The following is a 16,655-nucleotide window of genomic DNA, read 5'->3' on the forward strand; positions in this document are numbered from 1 at the left end:
CCTTCAAAGCGATAACCGCCCCCAACGGGGCCAACATTGCAGGCGATCTCACAATAGCAGGATCAGAAAGGGGGATCGCCTTTTGATCGAGTTGAAATCCGAGTGACTTCCTTACGCTGCCGACTAACTCGCGGAACACAACTCAACCTTCACCTTACGCAACGGTGAAGATTCTCCCACACGCGGAATCGCGAGGCAAGCTGAAAATCCTACTGTCAAGGGATAATAGGATTATGATCTTATACTCCGGCTTGCGATTAATATTCGCCTACCGGCCATTGAAGGAAGTTGGAAAGGTCGACCGATCTTGCGCACCAAGGCAAATAAAAGCCGCCTCGGGAATTCCGGAAGAAGAAAGTAAGATTCAATTCCGGCGCGGTAGCCTAAGCTGTAGCAATCCCACTAGGCTTTATAAATTCGACGCCGATGTCCATTTGCCTCCGCCACCGCAAGCGCACGCGCTTACGTTCACCTTCGTAGGACATTAGCAAATCAAACTCATCGGGGAGCACCAAGCTATCGGAAACTCGCAACCTTGCGCCGCCGCGTGAAACATCAAGGACTAGGCATTCAACTGATGCGTTTAGGTGCTCAAGAAAGCATTTGGCACGCGTTTGGACTGGCTTCCGATCACCGCCCCGGCGTTCATTTTGGCGCCTTCGGCGACGAGCCAAAGAATATCGCAACGGCAGGCCATCGATACCGGGACCATCAATGTGGTAACTGACCTGCCTAGCGATTGCGCGCTTTAAGGATGAGTCTGCACGTTCGACCGCAGATAGAGCGTCCTCCACAATACTGGGGTCGCAGGCACCAGTAACACATTCGATCCTGAATTCTAAGTCGCTCACCGTCGCCAAAAAACTTACTTCATTAGCAATCTGATTGATCTTCATTTCGAGCATGGCTGTCGACATAATAGAATTCAACATAACTACGAAAGTTGAATCTGGTCTCCTACAAAAGTATCCCGAATGTGAGATCGTTAAGATAAGTCTTTTTGCGAACTCTCTCGTCAGTTCTTCAACACAGACAGCGCCGAATTTTCGCAAAAAATATTCGACATCAACTATTTGTATTGAAATAACACCGACACCTCCCCTTGACTGCAATATATTCTCATCAATTTTTTGCAACAATTCATGAGGAGAAAGTAGCCGCGATTGGCTTTGGGGCGGGTGCATACAAGCGATCTCATCGAGGCAAGCCGGCCGGCCGATTACCTTAGGGCACAAGCAAAGTCCATTGATATGAATCAAAATAGGGTCCGCCGCGAGTCCGCGTCCTGCCAAGCTCGGTGAGCCCGCTCAAGCTCGAATGCCAGCATTCGATCTCTAGCAGTTTCTTGCGACGCTCCCCACGAAGGATCACCCACATAAAGCCGGCAGTTCATAGGCTACCCGGTCAACGGCCTCCTTCAGCACGTCAAGGGACGCGTCATGGATATAGCCGGCACCGGACGACGCATCGTCATGTCCGGTGATCTGGTCGCTAACAGCACGCGGCACGCCAGCAACTGACATCGCCGTCTTGAACGTGTGCCGGAAGGAATGGAACACCTTCGCCGGGTCAGTGATACCGACCTTCGGCAGATAGGTCCGGTTGAACCATCTCGGGATGAATTGGCTATAGGGCTGGTTGAGAATGCGCTTACCGCCAGCGCTCGCGGCGATACGGGCCTGCCCGTCCCCATACCATTCGGGGAACAGATGGGTTTCGCCGGCGGCCTTCAGCTTCGCGATGCGGGCTTCAAGGCCAAGGTCCAGCAACTTGCTATGAACCGGCGTGAGGCGAACCGACTGCTGGTTCTTCGTCTCTTCCTCGATAGCGAACACCAGCACGCCGCGTTCCTTGCGGATGCTCTTAAGGCGAAGCTGGGCGATCTCCGACGCGCGCATGCCGCTGTAGAGCGCGATCATCAGCGTCCAATGCTTCTCGCCGAAGTCCTGGCCCTTGAAGAGCGGCGGGGCGACGATGGCCTTCAGGTCAACGGACGTGAACGGCACGCGCGGCGCCTTGGTCGCGCCCTTCTTCGTATCGACCTTCACGCCCCGCGCCGGGTTGTCGGGGATGATCTCGTTATCGACGCACCACGACATGAGCGCGGACAGGCGCGGCAGCCACTTGTCATTGATGGTCGTGGCGCTCAGCGTCGGGAACGGGGTCTTCCGGGCGCCGTTGAGCTTGATCGCCTCGGGGAGCGGCTTCTCGGGGAAGCGTTTGCTGTAGTTGGAAGGCGTATCGAGCAGCGCGTTCTTGTAGGCCAGCACGTCCGCGCGGGTGATCCGATAGACCGGCCGCCCCTCGCCCATGAACTCTTCGAACATGCGGACGGCGACGCCATACTCGTATTCGGTCGCGTCCTTCGCCTGCTTCTCCTTCAGCATGGCTGGGAGGATTCCCGACAGGGGCTTGGAGCTATCGGCACCGACGATGCGGGCGCGCAGCGGATCAGCGCTCGCGGACGGCAGTTGACTCGCCGGGACTAGCATGGGGTGCTTTGGCGGGGCGTCCGGCTCACCACGATCGCGCCGGTTCTGGTTCTCGATCGTCTCGGCCTTCACGCCAGCGAGCATGCGGGCCAGCGCCCGCCAATCATCGCTGCCATTTGCCGGGACGGGATTGCCCTCGCTCGCGAACTCATCAACGGCCCACTGGATCAGAGCGGCAAGCTCGCCATCCTCGGCCCCTCCCCGCGCCGCCCTCTTCAGCGCGTAATAGTAGGTCGGCCGGATAGCCGCCTCCATAACCGGATCGCTCAGATTCCGACCGCGCGCCATCTCATCGCGCTCAAGCTCCCGGCCGTAATGCGCCACGGCCATCTGGTGGACGCTCAAGGGACGGCGCTTGGAAGGCACCGGCACGCTCAGCGCCACGGCCCGGTCGCGAGCTTCGTCTAGCTGAATCTGCATGGTGTGGACGGCCGAAGGCAGGAGCCGCAGGGCAATGGTCCGGTCGGCGTCCAGCGCCTTGGTAAGTTCGCGCTTACCCACAATCTCACGCAACAAATCAGGGACACGAAGCCGGGCGTAATAGCGGCCGTTGCGGTGCAAGAGATGACGGACTTTGGAGGCCATGGCGGGAAGCTCGAAACTCGAATTGTGTAGCAAATTGTGTAGCAGAAATATGTGTCGAGCCTTTGAAATTCAAGGTTTATTTTGAACATTCAATCACTTAGCGGCAATTGGAATGCACTCCCTCCGTCTCCGCCACTCCGCCCTCGCTAAGCGGCTGATTTAGCTTGGAAACCAAGGCCGGTTGGCGCTCAACACCCCAACGATCACCCCAACATTGGCTCCTGCCCGGAAACGTCTTGGATGGCGATGCTCCCCTCTGCGCCAGAGGGTATGCGCTCCCGATTCGCGCCAGAAGCATGCGTAATCGGGCCGACCCGTGAGGGTTCAAGCTCCCGTTGGGATCTCGGCAGATCCAAGAGGGAGGAAGTCGCGATGTTCTACGCTGCGCTGGATGCGTCGCTGCGCTCGGTGGCGATCTGCATCATCGATCATGACGGGAAGATTTGCCTGGAGCGCTCGGTGCGCTCCGAGGTTCCCGACGTGCTTCTTTGTCTCGCGAGGTTCGATCAGCCGATCCACCAGGCCGGCTCATGGCTGCAGCTGTCCTTTCGCATGATGCGTGACGACGCGGCCCCGGCTGAAGGGCGGCTCGGGCGCAGCCGAATGCGGCTGCCAGGGGATGCGCTTCGCCAGCAGCCGCAACGCGTGCCAATGGATGGCCGCGGTTAGACGACATCGGCTTCTCAATCGACGGCCTGACGCTGATCGGCAACAAGATCGAGCGAGAATCCGATTGCGACATGACGACGGACGAAGCGATGCGACGGTGCAAAACCGTTCGCGAGCTCGTCGAGCTCATGGGGCGACGTATCCAAAGCGCTGGAAATCGAGAATAGCGCGAATTTGCGGAACTCTACGCCTTCCTGCCGATTGATTTGTTGTCAGGAGGTACGCATGCCAGATGACGAGAGAATGCGGGAACCGCTGTATCGTTCGCGGATTCATTTCAGCAAAGACCAGATCCGATACTGGACGGATAAGCTGGGTGCATCCAAAGCGCAGCTAGATGACGTTGTCCGCGAAGTCGGCTCCTCAGCGGATGCTGTGGAGGCACAGCTTCGCCGCATGGCACTCGATAGCGGAGCGAAGAGATGAGCGCGACGCTCACCATTCGCCGCGAAGGCGATGATTGGTTCGTCGAAGACGGCTCAGCTCGCATTCATCTCACTAAACCCAGCGGCGGCATCATTGAGCAGTTCGTCGCCGATTGGGATGCAAAGGGAATGAGGCACATGGCAATTGCTTCCAGCGCTGCATACGAGGCGGCTAAAGCCAGAATTCACCAGCTCGCTGATGCTAAAGAAGGCTCGACTGAAGCAGACGAATTGGCTGGGCTGGTCGCAACAGTCAAAGATTGGGAAGATCGCCAGCTGATTGGTGCAGCGTCTGCACCTGGACATTTCGACACGCCGCGTAGACCGGGACAACCGGGCGAACAGAGCGTGTCGAGGGCAGGTCCAAACCCACGCTCACGTCATGCAAGCGGCCCCCATCCCCCTTATGAAGCCAATGATACGGAAGGTACTGCCGCTGAGAAGCATGTCGCTTCGACGGCCAGTCACCCCGATCCAGCTGAGGCCGCGACGCGCCCCAGCGGGAATATCAGGACGATCTGACGCCACGACTCTGCCGACTGCGAGTGATGATCAAACTCCTTATCTGCAACTTCGAAGACCTCGCCAGGGCATTGAGGCGCTTCGAAGAACTGTTTGGCGCGCCAGAAGGCTCGGCGGAAGCGTGTGAACTCCGTGATATCTCCAATGGCCTTCGGGCGTTTGAGGACAAGGTGGCTGCAAGGATTGCAGCGCGGAGATTCACCGCGGGCAGTTTGATCGACGTCATGCCACGCAGCGGCCTCGATCCGACGCATCGGCCATAGCGAATTCATAATTACGAGTGCCTGAACACTTAATCCAGCTGAGCCCGCGGATATATTGCGGCTGAACCTTACTTCGGCGCACGCGTTGTTCGTTGTGTCCGTCGCATCGGGAGGGTTCCAATGTTTCACTCCGTACCCGATCATGGCGTATTGATTCGGCAATGGCGCTCTCGTCCTCCTACCGGGCGGCAGATGAGCAAGGCGTTGTGCAATTTCATGTCGCCCGACGACGTGGAACCTCACCTCGCCAGAGCAGCCAATAGATCCGTGACTTATGTGAAATGGTGCTTGGACAGCGATGCCATCGTCCCGGCCAGCTTATTGGCCGCAGCCCTTCGGGTCGGCGCCGACCTTCTGCCGCCACTCGTAAGCTACGAGCCCGCTTCAAGGCGAACGCAGACTAGATCACACCCTCGATGAGGCCCAGATTTTTGGCCTCGTTGGCTTCGATGTACCAGTTCTCTGGTGCGAGTTTTAGGACCTGCTCCATCGTCACAGACGATCCAGCGATGAGGTTCTGAAACCCCTCGTTCTGAATCTGGATGGAGTGCTCGATTTCGTTGAGCTTCGCCTTGAGATTGGCGATGCACATCGTCAACGGGCCATCCAAAATGATGTTCGCCTGGATTTTGCGCTCATGCACCATCAGCCTCGTGCCGCGCGTGAGGTAGCGATTCGGGCGGGCAAAGAAGCTCATGAAGGTGGCGCCGGCGGAGTAGATCGCGGTCTTGCCCAGAAAGACGAATCGCCGTGCCGGCTCCTGCTCGCTATGGAAGCGAATATCCTCTCCCATCATGCGCGCGACCTCAGGATCACCCCCAAGTGTGCTCAGTTCGATGACGACGATACCCTCGCGGGGCGCCGTCATGAGCCTATCCCGGAAAAATGCATACATCATATTGTCGACGACTCCCGCCAGCAGGATCGGCGGGTTCAGGAAATCGATGGCTTGCAGCGGACGAAACAGGTCGTTCGAGGCGTCATGGGCCGCGAGTGAGTGCGAGTTCATGCTTGATCCAGCAATAGAAGAAGGGTGTTCGCCGCTGAACGCAGGCTATCGGCCATGGTTCCCTGTCGAGCGGCCTATTGGCGCGCCCGATATTGTCGGAGTGCGCGATCGACCAGATCCTCTTCATCGAGCGCTAGCATCACCAGAGATGCCACGATGTACGAAAGGCGCGTACGCTCTCGTTCACGATCTCCGTCTTCGATCATTGGCTTAACCTGCTTCCAGGCGTCATCAAGCGCGGCCTGGGCACGGGCGAGATCGATGGGGTTATGGAGCGATGAGAAGGGCATGAAAGTAAACCTACTAGGTTCATCAATGCATGCGCCGTCATATGACAGCTGTCCGGTTCGAAAGTGGCCCCGCCAGCAAAGCTGACGAGGCCATAAGCGTGAACGTGTCGGGCTTCGGTCACACGACGGGCGGGCGGTAGGGGTCCGCAGTCTCGTCGAAGCGCTCCCAACCGCCGGCGCGATATTCGGCTTCTCGCGTTGCGCGGTCGATGGGAGTCGCACCGTCGAGGATGGCCTGAACCGTGGCTTCATGCTCCGGCTCGGTGCGGACCGAAACGACAGAACCGCCGCGGCGAACCGTCTCGGCATAGTAGTCGGCTTCATCCTTGTCGTGACCTTCCTTCACGAAGGAGCCGACGAGGCCGCCTGCCGCGGCGCCCGCGACGGCGCCGGCTGCGGTCGATGCGAGCCAGCCAGCCGCGACGACTGGACCGACGCCGGGGATCGCGAGCATGCCGATGCCGGCAAGGAGGCCGGCAGCGCCACCGATGCCAGCGCCGATGCCGGCGCCCTCCGTGGCATTCGTCTCATCCGACGTACCGGCGCGACCGACAACGCTGATGTCGTTGCTGGAGACACCCGCGGCCTCCAGTTGCTCGACCACCGAGCGGGCCGTTTCGTAGTTGTCATAGGTGCGGGTTAGGGTTCGGGTCATGTTTGGCTCCAAGAGTTGGGTTTAACGGTCGAGATCAGTTGCGGGTGATGTTGCCGCGATAGTCGACGGAGACATTGACCTGCGCCCCGGCATGCGTGGCGGTGCCCTTCCACACGCCGTTGTCGTCCTTCTTCAGAGCGCCGACACTCGAATAGCCGTTGGCTTCGAGACGGCTCTTGGCCTGGCCCTCGGTGAAGCTGTTGGCGCCCGGCAACGGGGCGTTCTTGTCCGCGTCGGCCTTCGGTGCCGGCATCGGAGACGTGGTGCTTGTTTGAGCGATCGCACCGAACGAAATCGTAGCCGCGACGAGCGAAACGAGGATTGTTGTTTTCATTGTCCGACACTCCTGATGGGGAGCGGCTCGAGGCCGCTGAGTGTGAATCGAACGGCCCGCAGTGTGATTCTGTTCCACGCTCGCTGGCGCTTCCCGGATCTGCCGGCGAAGAAATTGATGCGGCTGGATTGTTGGAGTGATGGAGGCCGAGGCTCGCCGGTGAAGCGGCTTAGATGTCGGCGGAACATCCGAAGCTCGACGATGTTCACGAGTCTATTGTTGGGGCCGCGAACACACATATTGAGAGGCGACTATGCCGCCGCGCGCAATCTGGAAGGGCGTCCTCAAAGTCGCTGAAGTCACGTGCCCGGTAGCGCTCTACACCGCTGCCTCGACTAGCGAGCGCATCTCCTTTCACACGCTGAACCGCAAGACCGGCAATCGCGTCCATCGCCAGTTCGTCGACGAGGTCACGGGCAAGCCGGTCGAGAAGGACGATCAGGTCAAGGGCTACGATCGCGGCGGTGGCGACTACATCTTGCTGGAGCCCGATGAGATTGCCGAGGCTGTTCCCGAGAGCGACAAGACGCTCAATGTCGCGACCTTCCTGCCTTGCGACGAGATCGACGATCTCTTCTTCGACCGGCCCTATTATGTGACGCCGAGCACGCCGGTCGCGGCCGAGGCCTTCGCTCTGATCCGCGACGTCATGGCGAGCCGCGAGAGTGCAGCCCTCGCGCGCACCGTGATCTTCCGGCGGATGCGCTCGATCCTGATCCGGCCCCACGATGCTGGGATGATCGCGACCACGCTCAATTTCGACTACGAGGTCCGCCCGGTGGAAAGCGCCTTCGACGATATCCCGAAGCTGAAGATCGAGGGCGAGATGCTCGAACTCGCCGAGCATATCATCCGCACCAAGGCTGGCCGTTTCGATCCCAAGGCCTTCGAAGACCGCTACGAGACTGCGCTGGCCGAGCTGGTCAAGGCGAAGATCGAGGGCCGCAAGAGCAAGCCGGTGAAGCGGCTGGAGCCTGCGAAGGTGGTCAACCTGCTCGACGCTCTCCGGCAAAGTGCCAAGGCGGGCCAAAGCGCCACATCGGCCGACAAGCCGGCGGCAAAGCGCAAATCAACCCGCAAGATGCCGGCCAAGGCCGAACCGAGACGTAAGGCGGGCTGATCACTTCCGCGGTTCGAGGCTGCGCTTGAGCGCGTCCATGATGCTGACGACATTGCCTTCACTCGCGGCCGGCTTGGCCTTTTTGGTCGGCTTGCGGCCCTTCTGCTTGGCCTTGATGATATCCAGAAGCTCGTCCTGAACCGGGTCCTGCGCGAGCTCCGGCGACCAGTCCTTGGTGCGCGAGGTGATCAGCTTCTCCATGAGCGCGCGCATGTCGGGCTCGGGTTTCGCCTTCTTGATATCCGAGAAGTAGTCCTTCTCGTCGCGGACCTCGTCGCCATAGCGCAAAGTCCACAGCACGATGCCTCTGTCGCGAGGCTCGAGCAGCACCGCCCGTTCGCGCCGGTAGAGGACAACGCGGGAGATGCCGACCGTCTTGGTCGCTTTCATCGCCTCGCGGATGACCGAAAACGCCTCGTCGCCGATCTTGCCGTCCGGCACGAGATAATGCGGCGTGTCGTACCAGATCCAGCCGACGGAGGAGCGCGGCGCGAACAGCTCGATATCGATGGTGCGTGTGCTCTCCAGCGCAACGGCGTCGAGCTCGTCATCCTCCAGCATGACGTAGTCGTCATCGCCCTTGGGATAGCCTTTGACTTCGTCGTCATCGGCGACAGGCTTGCCGGTGACGGCATCGACGAAGCGGCTCTGGATGCGGTGGCCGGTCTTGCGGTTGAGCGTATGAAAGCGGACCTTCTCGCTCTCGGAGCGTGCCGGCATCATCGCGACCGGGCAGGTCACGAGCGAGAGCTTGAGATAGCCTTTCCAGAATGTCCGCTGGGCCATGAACGGTTCTCCGATCGGACGCGAAACGCATCGGCCGCCGATCCGTTCCGGCGCGGAGCCGGTCAGGACCGATCGAGCTTTTTGATTGCATCCGCCAAGGGCCGCTCGGCTTCGTCATAGTCCGCCCAGGCCTTGCTTGCCGCCAGCAGCTTCGGAACCGTGCGGATGGTGTAGCGGGCAGGATCGAGCCCCGTCTTCACCTGCGACCAGGTCAGCGGCATCGAAGCATGCGCGCCGGGCCTCGCGCGTGGCGATAACGGCGCCACCGCCGTGGCCATGCGATCGTTGCGGAGATAGTCGAGGAAGATCCGGCCCTGGCGCAGGCGCTTCGCCATGTTGACGACATAGCGCTCCGGCTCGTCGGCAGCGATCTCTACACAGACGCGGCGTGCGAAGTCCTTGGCTGCCGGCCAGTCCGGACCGCCACGGCGAGGCTTCGCCAGCGGCGTCACGACATGCAACCCCTTGCCGCCGGTGGTCTTGCAGAAGCTGACGAGACCCAACGCATCGAGCCGCTCCTTCATCGTCCGGGCTGCCGCGATCACGGCATCGAATGACACATCCGGCCCGGGGTCGAGATCGAAGACCAGCCGACCAGGAACCTCCGGCTCGCCGGGCCGGCAGTTCCACGGATGCAGCTCGATGCCGCCGATCTGGGCAGCGGCGATCAACGCTTCGATCCGGTCGATCTGAAGATAGGATTTCTTGTCGCCGGAGATCTTCACCAGCTCGAACAGGCTGGAGGTGCCGAGGCCGGCATGGCGCTGGAAGAAGATTTCGCCCTCGATCCCGTCGGGCGCCCTGAGCAGCGAGCAGGGTCGCCCTTGGATATGCGGCAGCAGCCATTGGCCGACGGTCTCGAAATAATGCGCGAGGTCGAGCTTCGTGGCGGGCTTGCCGTCCTCGGCATCGGGCCAGAGCGGTTTGTCGGGCTTGGACAAGGGCACGCCAAGCACCTCGATGCGCCCGCCCCGCGCTAGCTTCGGCTTCGGGGATGCGGTTTCCGCAGGCTGCGCTGGCAATTCGGTCTCGACCTCGGCCGCCGGCTTGTCCTCGCGCAGGCCCTTGAAGGCGGCTTGCCGGACCATGCCGTCGCCGGTCCAGCCCGCAAATTCGATCTCGGCGACGAGGACGGGCTCGACCCAATGCACACCCGGAGTTCGCCGTGGCGCGCCCTTGCCGGTGAAGGGCGAGGTCTTGGCTTCGTGCTCCTTGAGGGGCGGCAGCAGCTTCTCGACCTTGGCCGCGCCATAACCGGTACCCACCCGGCCGATATAGATGAAATGCGGGCCGCGATGGACGCCGACGAGCAGCGAGCGGAACTTGCCGGCCGTGGTCGTCCAGCCGCCAATGACGACCTCATGGCCGGCGCGGCATTTGGCTTTCGTCCAACTGTCGCTGCGACCGGAGACATAAGGCGCATCGCTCCGCTTCGAGACGATGCCCTCCAGCGACAGGCGACAGGCGGATTTCAGTACTGCATCGCCGCCGGTCTCGAAATGCTCGACATAACGCAGGGTGACGCCATCGGCCGCGTCGCGCAGCAGCGCCTCCAGCCGCTGTTTGCGGGCAAGGAGCGGCTGCTCGCGCCAGTCCTCCCCGTCGAGGAACAGCAAATCGAAGGCAAAGAATACGAGGTTTTGGGTCTTCTCCTCCGAAAGCGCCGCCTGAAGCGCTGCGAAATCGGGTGCGCCATGGTCGTCGAGCGCGACGATCTCGCCATCCACGATGCAGTCCGGCAGGCCCTTGAACGCCTCTGCCACGGCCCCGAACCGCTTCGTCCAGTCGAGCCCCTTGCGCGTCTTCAGCGTGACCTTGCCGCCAGCGACACGCGCCTGAATCCGATAGCCGTCGAACTTGATTTCATGGAGCCAGCCGCTGCCTGCCGGTGGTCGCTCCACGCTCTTGCAAAGCTGAGGCGGTACGAACGCCGGGAGATCGGCCGCAGCGACGGGGCCTGCTTTCGAAGTCCGACCTGTCGTCGGTTTCGGTGCCGGCTTTTCGGCCCGTGCTTCGGCCGCTAAGCCCTCTTTGCTATCCCAGACCGCATCGGCGTCGACCACTTGCTCGGCTAGCATGAAAGGTTCGGGCGAGCGCCCGCGTCCGGCCGCGATGGCTTCCATTGTCCGGCCCGAGGCCACCGAAGTGTCGGCCTTCAAGACTGCATCGCCATCGGAAGCGACGGCATGGTCGTCGCGATGCTTGATCAGTAGCCAGTTGATGCGCTTGCCGCCGTCGCGGTCGTGCTTCATGCGCACCAAGACGAAACTGCCCTGCAACCGCTTGCCGTCGAGCGTGAACTTGAGGTCGCCTTTTTCAAGCTGCCGCTGCGGACTGAACTTGCCCTCGGGCTCCCAATAGCCCCGATCCCAGAGCTGGACGGTGCCGCCGCCATATTGCCCCTTCGGGATCGTCCCCTCGAAATCGCCATAGGCGAGCGGATGGTCTTCTACCTCGACGGCGAGACGCTTGTCGCCGGGGTCAAGCGACGGCCCCTTGGTCACGGCCCAGGACTTGAAGACGCCATCCAGTTCAAGACGCAGGTCGTAATGCAGCCGTGTCGCATCGTGCTTCTGTATGACGAAGCGCAGGCGGTTCGATGGAGCGACTGCGCTCGTGTCGTTCGGCTCCTTCGTCTTCCGGAAATCCCGCTTGGTGCGATAGGTTTTCAGCTTTTCCACGGAACACCTTCCAATGCGACTTCGCGGAGAGAAGGTGGACGAAGGTCAGCCAGTACCGGGGTCGATATGACGAACGGGCTTGGTCGGCGGGAGCGCGCCGGAACCCGGCGTCGCCTCCTTGTTCGTCTGCGACTCCTTCGCATGCGGGCCTGCTGGAGGAGTGTCTCGGTCCTTCGCCCTCTGCTTCTGATTGCCCTCGGAGATGATCTTCGGGCCCTTCATCGCATCATCAGCAGCGTCGTCGCGCTTTTCGGGCGGACGCTGGTTCGGCTCGGTCGGGCCGTTGGTGCTGCCATTTCGTTCGTGGTTCCGGTCGATCATCGCTTGCCCTTTCTGAAAATGCTGCCGGAGCAACGCTGAGGCGATCGGATCGTTTCGACAGATCGCAAAAAAGCCCGGTTCCATGGGAGCCGGGCTTGCACAGGCACGATCGTTCAGAGCGTCGGCTCGACCAGCAGGTTCTCGTCACGATGCTCGCCGCCGAGCGTTGCTGCCCAGGCCGCCGCGGCTGCTCCCACCAGCAGTGCAGCCGCGGTCAGGAAGGCGCTCAGAACTGCGATTTTGCGTGCACGCTCAGCCGTCTGCTTGGCGGTTTCCTTGGCCTGCGACAGCCGGGCATAGGCGTCGTCGATGCGCTTCTGTGCATCCTGCTCGCTGATGCCGGACCGCGCGGCGAGCCGAGAGGCCAGGTAATCCCGGTCGGCCTGCTCGATCTTGCCGTTCTTCAGCGCATTGACGAAGATCCGGGAGGCTTCGTCACGCTCCTGTGCAGTCGGTGGCTGCTGACCACTCGCGCGCATGACATTGTCGAGCGCCATCGCGAGCGGATCGACATTCTGCGAAACCAGCGAGGCCACGCCCGAACTCGCACTGGCGACGCCGCTGACCGCGGTCTTGGCCGCGCCGAACAGCGACGAGGTCGCGACGACGGTGATCAGAAGCGCCCCGGTCGCCCAGACCAGCAGGCCGTGGGTCGCATCGCGCACTTTGCGTTCCTCGCCATTGGCATCGAAGCTCGGCTGGCGCATCCGGCCTGCGAGATAGCCGCCGGCCATGGTCGCGGAGGCCATGACCCAGAGCGCCCATAGAGCGCCTGCAACCGCCAGCGCCGTGGCGCTGGAACTCTTCTCGAAATCGGCGGAGACCATCGACAGTCCGATCGCCGATCCGAAGACCGTCATGATGGTCGAGATCGCCGTCGCGATGACCGCGCCGCCGATGATCGGCCCCCATTGCACATAGGAGCGATTCTCCTTGTTGACGGTAACCGGAGCGACGACGACGTCCGTTCCAGACATGGACATGGCGAACTCCTATCGAAGACCGAGGAACGACAGGATGGCCATGATGACCACTACGAGACCGACAAGATAAATGATGCTGTCCATGAGCCCCTCCTGCTGGCGAGCGAAAGTGAGGGCGAAACGGCTGGCGCTGTAGATAGGTTCCTGAGATACGCGCTGCGGAACGATTGATGGATTTTGTCGGCACCGGAAAATCGCGCCGGCACTTATTGAACCTTGGCTTCCTGCAAGTCGACGCGCCGCCTCTCGCCCAAGGTCGAGGAGCTTGCATGAACAATCCGAGGGCTGTGCCGATTACGGCGGGGAGTTATGAACTCCGCGCTCTCGCGATCGCGTTGACGATGGCCGACGGGCTATAGGGCTTGGAGACGATCACCTCGCCGTTGACGTCGATCTCCGAGGTGTCACCCGTTGCGAACACAACGCAAAGCGAGCTATTGCGCTCCCTCGCCATCCGCACGAGTTCGACGCCCGAAGCGCCGGGAAGCTTCACATCGGTGACGAGGATATCGACCGGATGATCCTGCAAGATCGACATGGCCTCCTCAGCGCTACCTGCCTCAATGATGGAAAAGCCGGCATCTTCGAGGATATCGCAGGTATTCATGCGGATCAGGGCATCGTCCTCGACAATCAGGACCGTGGCAGGCTTTGATGCGGCTGGCTCCGAAACTTTGCCCTCAGCCGATACGTGTTCCGTCTTCTGAGGGGAGCGCGCCTTCTGCGTGGCAAGCACCAACCGGATCTTTCGCGCCAGGGCTTCCCGTGTGTAGGGCTTGGACAGGAGTTCGACACCTGCATCCAAACGGCCGCCATGGACGATGGAATTCTCGGTGTAGCCCGACGTGAAGAGTACGGCGAGCTGCGGCAGGCGCTCACGAGCGATCCGGGCAAGCTCGGGGCTCTTCAATTGTCCGGGCATCACCACGTCGGTGAACAGCAGGTCGATGGCGACGCCGCTTTCGACGACATGGAGCGCGCTTGTCGCATCGCTGGCCCGCAAAACGCGATAGCCGAGATCGGTCAGAAGTTCGATCACCGTGCCGCGGACCTGCTCGTCATCCTCGACGACCAGGATCGTTTCGGTCCCACCCGCGATCGGGCTGTTGTCGACGGCCGTCTCAACAGCCTCCTTCTGGAAGGAGCGAGGCAGATAAAGCCTCACCGTGGTTCCGTGGTCGAGCTCCGAGTAGATTTTGACGTGGCCGCCTGACTGCTTGACGAAACCGTAGACCATCGACAGGCCAAGCCCGCTGCCCTTTCCCTCGGGCTTCGTCGAGAAGAACGGGTCGAACGCCTTCGCCAACACCTCGGCCGACATCCCCGAGCCGGTGTCGCTCACCGCGAGCATGACATATTGCCCTGCGGCGACATCGCTGTGCCTGGCGGCATAGCTGTCGTCGAGATGGGCATTGGCCAGGTCGATCGTCAACTTGCCCGAGCCACCCATGGCGTCGCGCGCGTTGATCGCCAGATTGAGCAGTGCATTCTCGACCTGCGTCGGGTCGATCAGGGAGTTCCAGAGCCCGCCGCCCACGACCGTCTCGATCTCGATGCCCTCGCCGAGGGTGCGGCTGAACATGTCGTCCATGCCGCGAACCAGGCGGCCGAGATTGACGACCTTCGGCTCCAGCGGCTGCCGTCGGCCGAAGGCGAGGAGTTGCGAAGCGAGCTTCGAGCCGCGGGCGACGCCGGTCATTGCATTGGCGATGCGGCGCTCGGCCTTCTCGTCCCCCGCAACATCCTTGGCCAGGAGCTGCAGATTGCCCGAGATCACCTGCAGCAGGTTGTTGAAGTCATGCGCGACCCCGCCGGTCAATTGGCCGATCGCCTCCATCTTCTGGCTGTGGCGCAGGGCCTCTTCAGCGGCGAGTAGCTTCTGCGTGCGCTCGGCGACGATCTGCTCGAGCGTCTCGTTCAGTTTGGCCAGGGCGAGCTCCGCCTGGCGGCGCGCCGTGATGTCCTGGAACAGGACCGCGACCTGCCGCTTGCTTGCGGGCTCGATCCGGATCGCAGCCAGTTCGAGGAAGCGGCCGGTGGCGACAAGCTCCTGCTGGAAGCGAATGGGCGCACCCGTCCGGAGGACGGCGCCGTAGCGCTCCACCCAGGAATCCGCCTCGGCGCCCACCATCTCGCGCAGCTTCTGGCCGACGACATTCGGAATCCCGGCGTGCCGGGCATAGGCCGCATTGGCCTCGATATGGATATAATCGCTATCGGGGCCGTGCGGCCCGTCGAAGAACTCGATGATGCAGAAGCCTTCATCGATTGCGTCGAACAGCCCCTTGTAGAGCGCGGTGCTATCGGACAGGCGCCTTTCGGCCAGGCTGCGTTCGGTGGTATCGCTTCCCTGTACGAAGATGCCGGTCACGTTGCCCTGTGGACCGACGAGCGGCTGGTACACGAAATCGAGGAAGCGCTCCGAGTTTGCCCCGTCGGGCTCGGTCTGCACGAGGAACCGAGCACCAGTGGCCGTATAGGCTTTGCCGGACCGATAGACCTCGTCGAGAATTCGGACGAAGCCTTGCGAATCCGCCTCCGGAAGCGCCTCGGAGACGGTTTTCCCGATGACGTCGCGGCCGCCCACCAATGCCATGTAGCTGGGATTCGCCAGCTGGAAGCGATGCTCCGGGCCTTGCAAAAGCGCAATGAAAGTCGGCGCCTGGTCGAACATCTCGGAGAGGAACGAGGTGATATTGACGTCGCTGGCGGGCAAGGCCGTTTTCCTGAGAAAGCAGAGCGGTTGGTCGGTCGTACGGTATTCGCGAGCCACGGCAAAGCGGCTCACCAAAAAGGCTTAGTGCCGGAATAATCGTTGCCGCACATGGGCGAGATCCGCGACGAAGCGGGCGTACTCGCGAGAGCGCGTCTCCTCATCCGGCAGGCGAAGCAGGTACGAGGGATGGACGGTGGTCAACAGCGGCGTACCGCTGTCAAGTATAAGCTCGCGATCCCGCGCACTGGCGAGCGAGCCGGTATGGCCCGTCAGCGATCGCAGGGCGCTGGCACCGAGGGCGACGACCAGCCGGGGCTTCACGAATTGCAGTTCGAGATCGAGCCAGAAGCGGCAGGCCTTGATTTCCCCGACATTGGGCTTCTCGTGGATGCGGCGCTTGGCGCGCAGCTTGAATTTGAAGTGCTTCACCGCATTGGTGACATAGGCGCGCGCCCGATCGAGACCGGCGTCCTGCACCGCCCGGTCGAAAACCTGCCCGGCGGGACCGACGAAAGGCCGGCCCGCGAGGTCCTCCTGGTCGCCTGGCTGCTCGCCCACGAAGACGACCGGCGCGTCCAGGGGTCCTTCTCCGAAGACCGTCCGAGTGGCATGGCAATGCAGGTCGCAGCGCCTGCACCGTTGCGCCGCAGCGGCCGCATCCTGCCAGGACGTGATCGGAAGTTCTTTGGCCGGTGCTTCGGGGCGATGCCGAAGCTGCCGGACATGTCGTTCGGGTGGCTGCGTCGGAGTGTGTTTCGGCGTGCAAGTTTGACCCCGTGAGGCGGGGGATCGGCGTCCAACTTT

The 16,655-nt window shown here is 61.7% G+C and carries 16 protein-coding genes; 5 read left to right on the forward strand and 11 right to left on the reverse strand.

All coding sequences use genetic code 11. The features are described 5' to 3' along the window. Nucleotides 1-383: 383 nt before the first annotated feature. Both NUV79_RS24635 and NUV79_RS24640 read right to left on the reverse strand, forming a co-directional pair. A complete protein-coding gene (locus NUV79_RS24635) occupies nucleotides 384-1,184 on the reverse strand; it encodes a PilZ domain-containing protein (protein ID WP_257735716.1) in 801 nt (266 codons plus the stop codon). 183 nt (nucleotides 1,185-1,367) lie between these two features. Next, complete coding sequence (locus NUV79_RS24640) at nucleotides 1,368-3,077, reverse strand: site-specific integrase (protein WP_257735717.1); 1,710 nt, start codon at nucleotides 3,075-3,077, stop codon at nucleotides 1,368-1,370. Between the two features lie 372 nt (nucleotides 3,078-3,449). Here NUV79_RS24640 and NUV79_RS24645 point away from each other — a divergent pair, with 372 nt between their 5' ends. The 4 genes from NUV79_RS24645 (at nucleotide 3,450) to NUV79_RS24655 (ending at nucleotide 4,956) form a co-directional block, all read left to right on the forward strand. Continuing rightward, nucleotides 3,450-3,746, forward strand: a complete 297-nt coding sequence (locus tag NUV79_RS24645; protein ID WP_257735718.1) for a hypothetical protein — start codon at nucleotides 3,450-3,452, stop codon at nucleotides 3,744-3,746. A gap of 243 nt (nucleotides 3,747-3,989) precedes the next feature. Next, nucleotides 3,990-4,172, forward strand: a complete 183-nt coding sequence (locus NUV79_RS25360; RefSeq protein WP_374679330.1) for a DUF3606 domain-containing protein — start codon at nucleotides 3,990-3,992, stop codon at nucleotides 4,170-4,172. Next, a complete protein-coding gene (locus tag NUV79_RS24650; RefSeq protein ID WP_257735719.1) occupies nucleotides 4,169-4,693 on the forward strand; it encodes a hypothetical protein in 525 nt (174 codons plus the stop codon). Before NUV79_RS25360 ends, NUV79_RS24650 begins: the two co-directional genes overlap by 4 nt. Nucleotides 4,694-4,719: 26 nt before the next feature. Next, the gene (locus NUV79_RS24655; RefSeq protein ID WP_257735720.1) at nucleotides 4,720-4,956 is read left to right on the forward strand and encodes a hypothetical protein; all 237 of its coding nucleotides are present in this window, start codon (nucleotides 4,720-4,722) and stop codon (nucleotides 4,954-4,956) included. Between the two features lie 400 nt (nucleotides 4,957-5,356). Here NUV79_RS24655 and NUV79_RS24660 read toward each other — a convergent pair whose 3' ends face one another. The 3 genes from NUV79_RS24660 to NUV79_RS24670 all read right to left on the reverse strand — a co-directional run bounded on the left by NUV79_RS24660 (nucleotide 5,357) and on the right by NUV79_RS24670 (nucleotide 7,244). Continuing rightward, nucleotides 5,357-5,965 carry a peptidase S14 gene (locus NUV79_RS24660; RefSeq protein WP_257735721.1) on the reverse strand — a complete coding sequence of 203 codons (609 nt, stop codon included), beginning with the start codon at nucleotides 5,963-5,965 and terminating at the stop codon, nucleotides 5,357-5,359. Between the two features lie 408 nt (nucleotides 5,966-6,373). Continuing rightward, nucleotides 6,374-6,910: a general stress protein gene (locus NUV79_RS24665; protein ID WP_257735722.1), complete on the reverse strand. Its 537-nt coding sequence runs from the start codon at nucleotides 6,908-6,910 to the stop codon at nucleotides 6,374-6,376. A 34-nt stretch (nucleotides 6,911-6,944) separates the two neighbouring features. Then, nucleotides 6,945-7,244 carry a PepSY domain-containing protein gene (locus NUV79_RS24670; protein ID WP_257735723.1) on the reverse strand — a complete coding sequence of 100 codons (300 nt, stop codon included), beginning with the start codon at nucleotides 7,242-7,244 and terminating at the stop codon, nucleotides 6,945-6,947. A 253-nt stretch (nucleotides 7,245-7,497) separates the two neighbouring features. On the opposite strand from NUV79_RS24670, the gene ku (NUV79_RS24675) reads away from it, so the two are divergent. Then, on the forward strand, nucleotides 7,498-8,364 hold the full coding sequence (gene ku, locus NUV79_RS24675; protein WP_257735724.1) for a non-homologous end joining protein Ku: 867 nt from the start codon (nucleotides 7,498-7,500) through the stop codon (nucleotides 8,362-8,364). Here the strand turns inward: ku (NUV79_RS24675) and ku (NUV79_RS24680) are convergent, their stop codons facing one another. The 6 genes from ku (NUV79_RS24680) to NUV79_RS24705 form a co-directional block, all read right to left on the reverse strand. Continuing rightward, complete coding sequence (ku, locus tag NUV79_RS24680; RefSeq protein ID WP_257735725.1) at nucleotides 8,365-9,150, reverse strand: non-homologous end joining protein Ku; 786 nt, start codon at nucleotides 9,148-9,150, stop codon at nucleotides 8,365-8,367. It abuts the gene before it with no gap. Nucleotides 9,151-9,212: 62 nt separating this feature from the next. Further along, the gene (gene ligD / locus NUV79_RS24685; RefSeq protein ID WP_257735726.1) at nucleotides 9,213-11,831 is read right to left on the reverse strand and encodes a DNA ligase D; all 2,619 of its coding nucleotides are present in this window, start codon (nucleotides 11,829-11,831) and stop codon (nucleotides 9,213-9,215) included. Nucleotides 11,832-11,876: 45 nt separating this feature from the next. Continuing rightward, nucleotides 11,877-12,236, reverse strand: a complete 360-nt coding sequence (locus NUV79_RS24690) for a hypothetical protein (RefSeq protein WP_257735727.1) — start codon at nucleotides 12,234-12,236, stop codon at nucleotides 11,877-11,879. A gap of 29 nt (nucleotides 12,237-12,265) precedes the next feature. Next, nucleotides 12,266-13,135 carry a hypothetical protein gene (locus NUV79_RS24695; protein ID WP_257735728.1) on the reverse strand — a complete coding sequence of 290 codons (870 nt, stop codon included), beginning with the start codon at nucleotides 13,133-13,135 and terminating at the stop codon, nucleotides 12,266-12,268. 307 nt (nucleotides 13,136-13,442) lie between these two features. Continuing rightward, on the reverse strand, nucleotides 13,443-15,851 hold the full coding sequence (locus NUV79_RS24700; RefSeq protein ID WP_257735729.1) for a response regulator: 2,409 nt from the start codon (nucleotides 15,849-15,851) through the stop codon (nucleotides 13,443-13,445). Nucleotides 15,852-15,932: 81 nt separating this feature from the next. Then, nucleotides 15,933-16,655: UdgX family uracil-DNA binding protein (locus NUV79_RS24705; RefSeq protein ID WP_257735730.1), on the reverse strand; the 723-nt coding region annotated here is incomplete at its 5' end.

The organism is Allobosea sp. 47.2.35 (genome assembly GCF_024655635.1).
GTDB lineage: Bacteria > Pseudomonadota > Alphaproteobacteria > Rhizobiales > Beijerinckiaceae > Allobosea.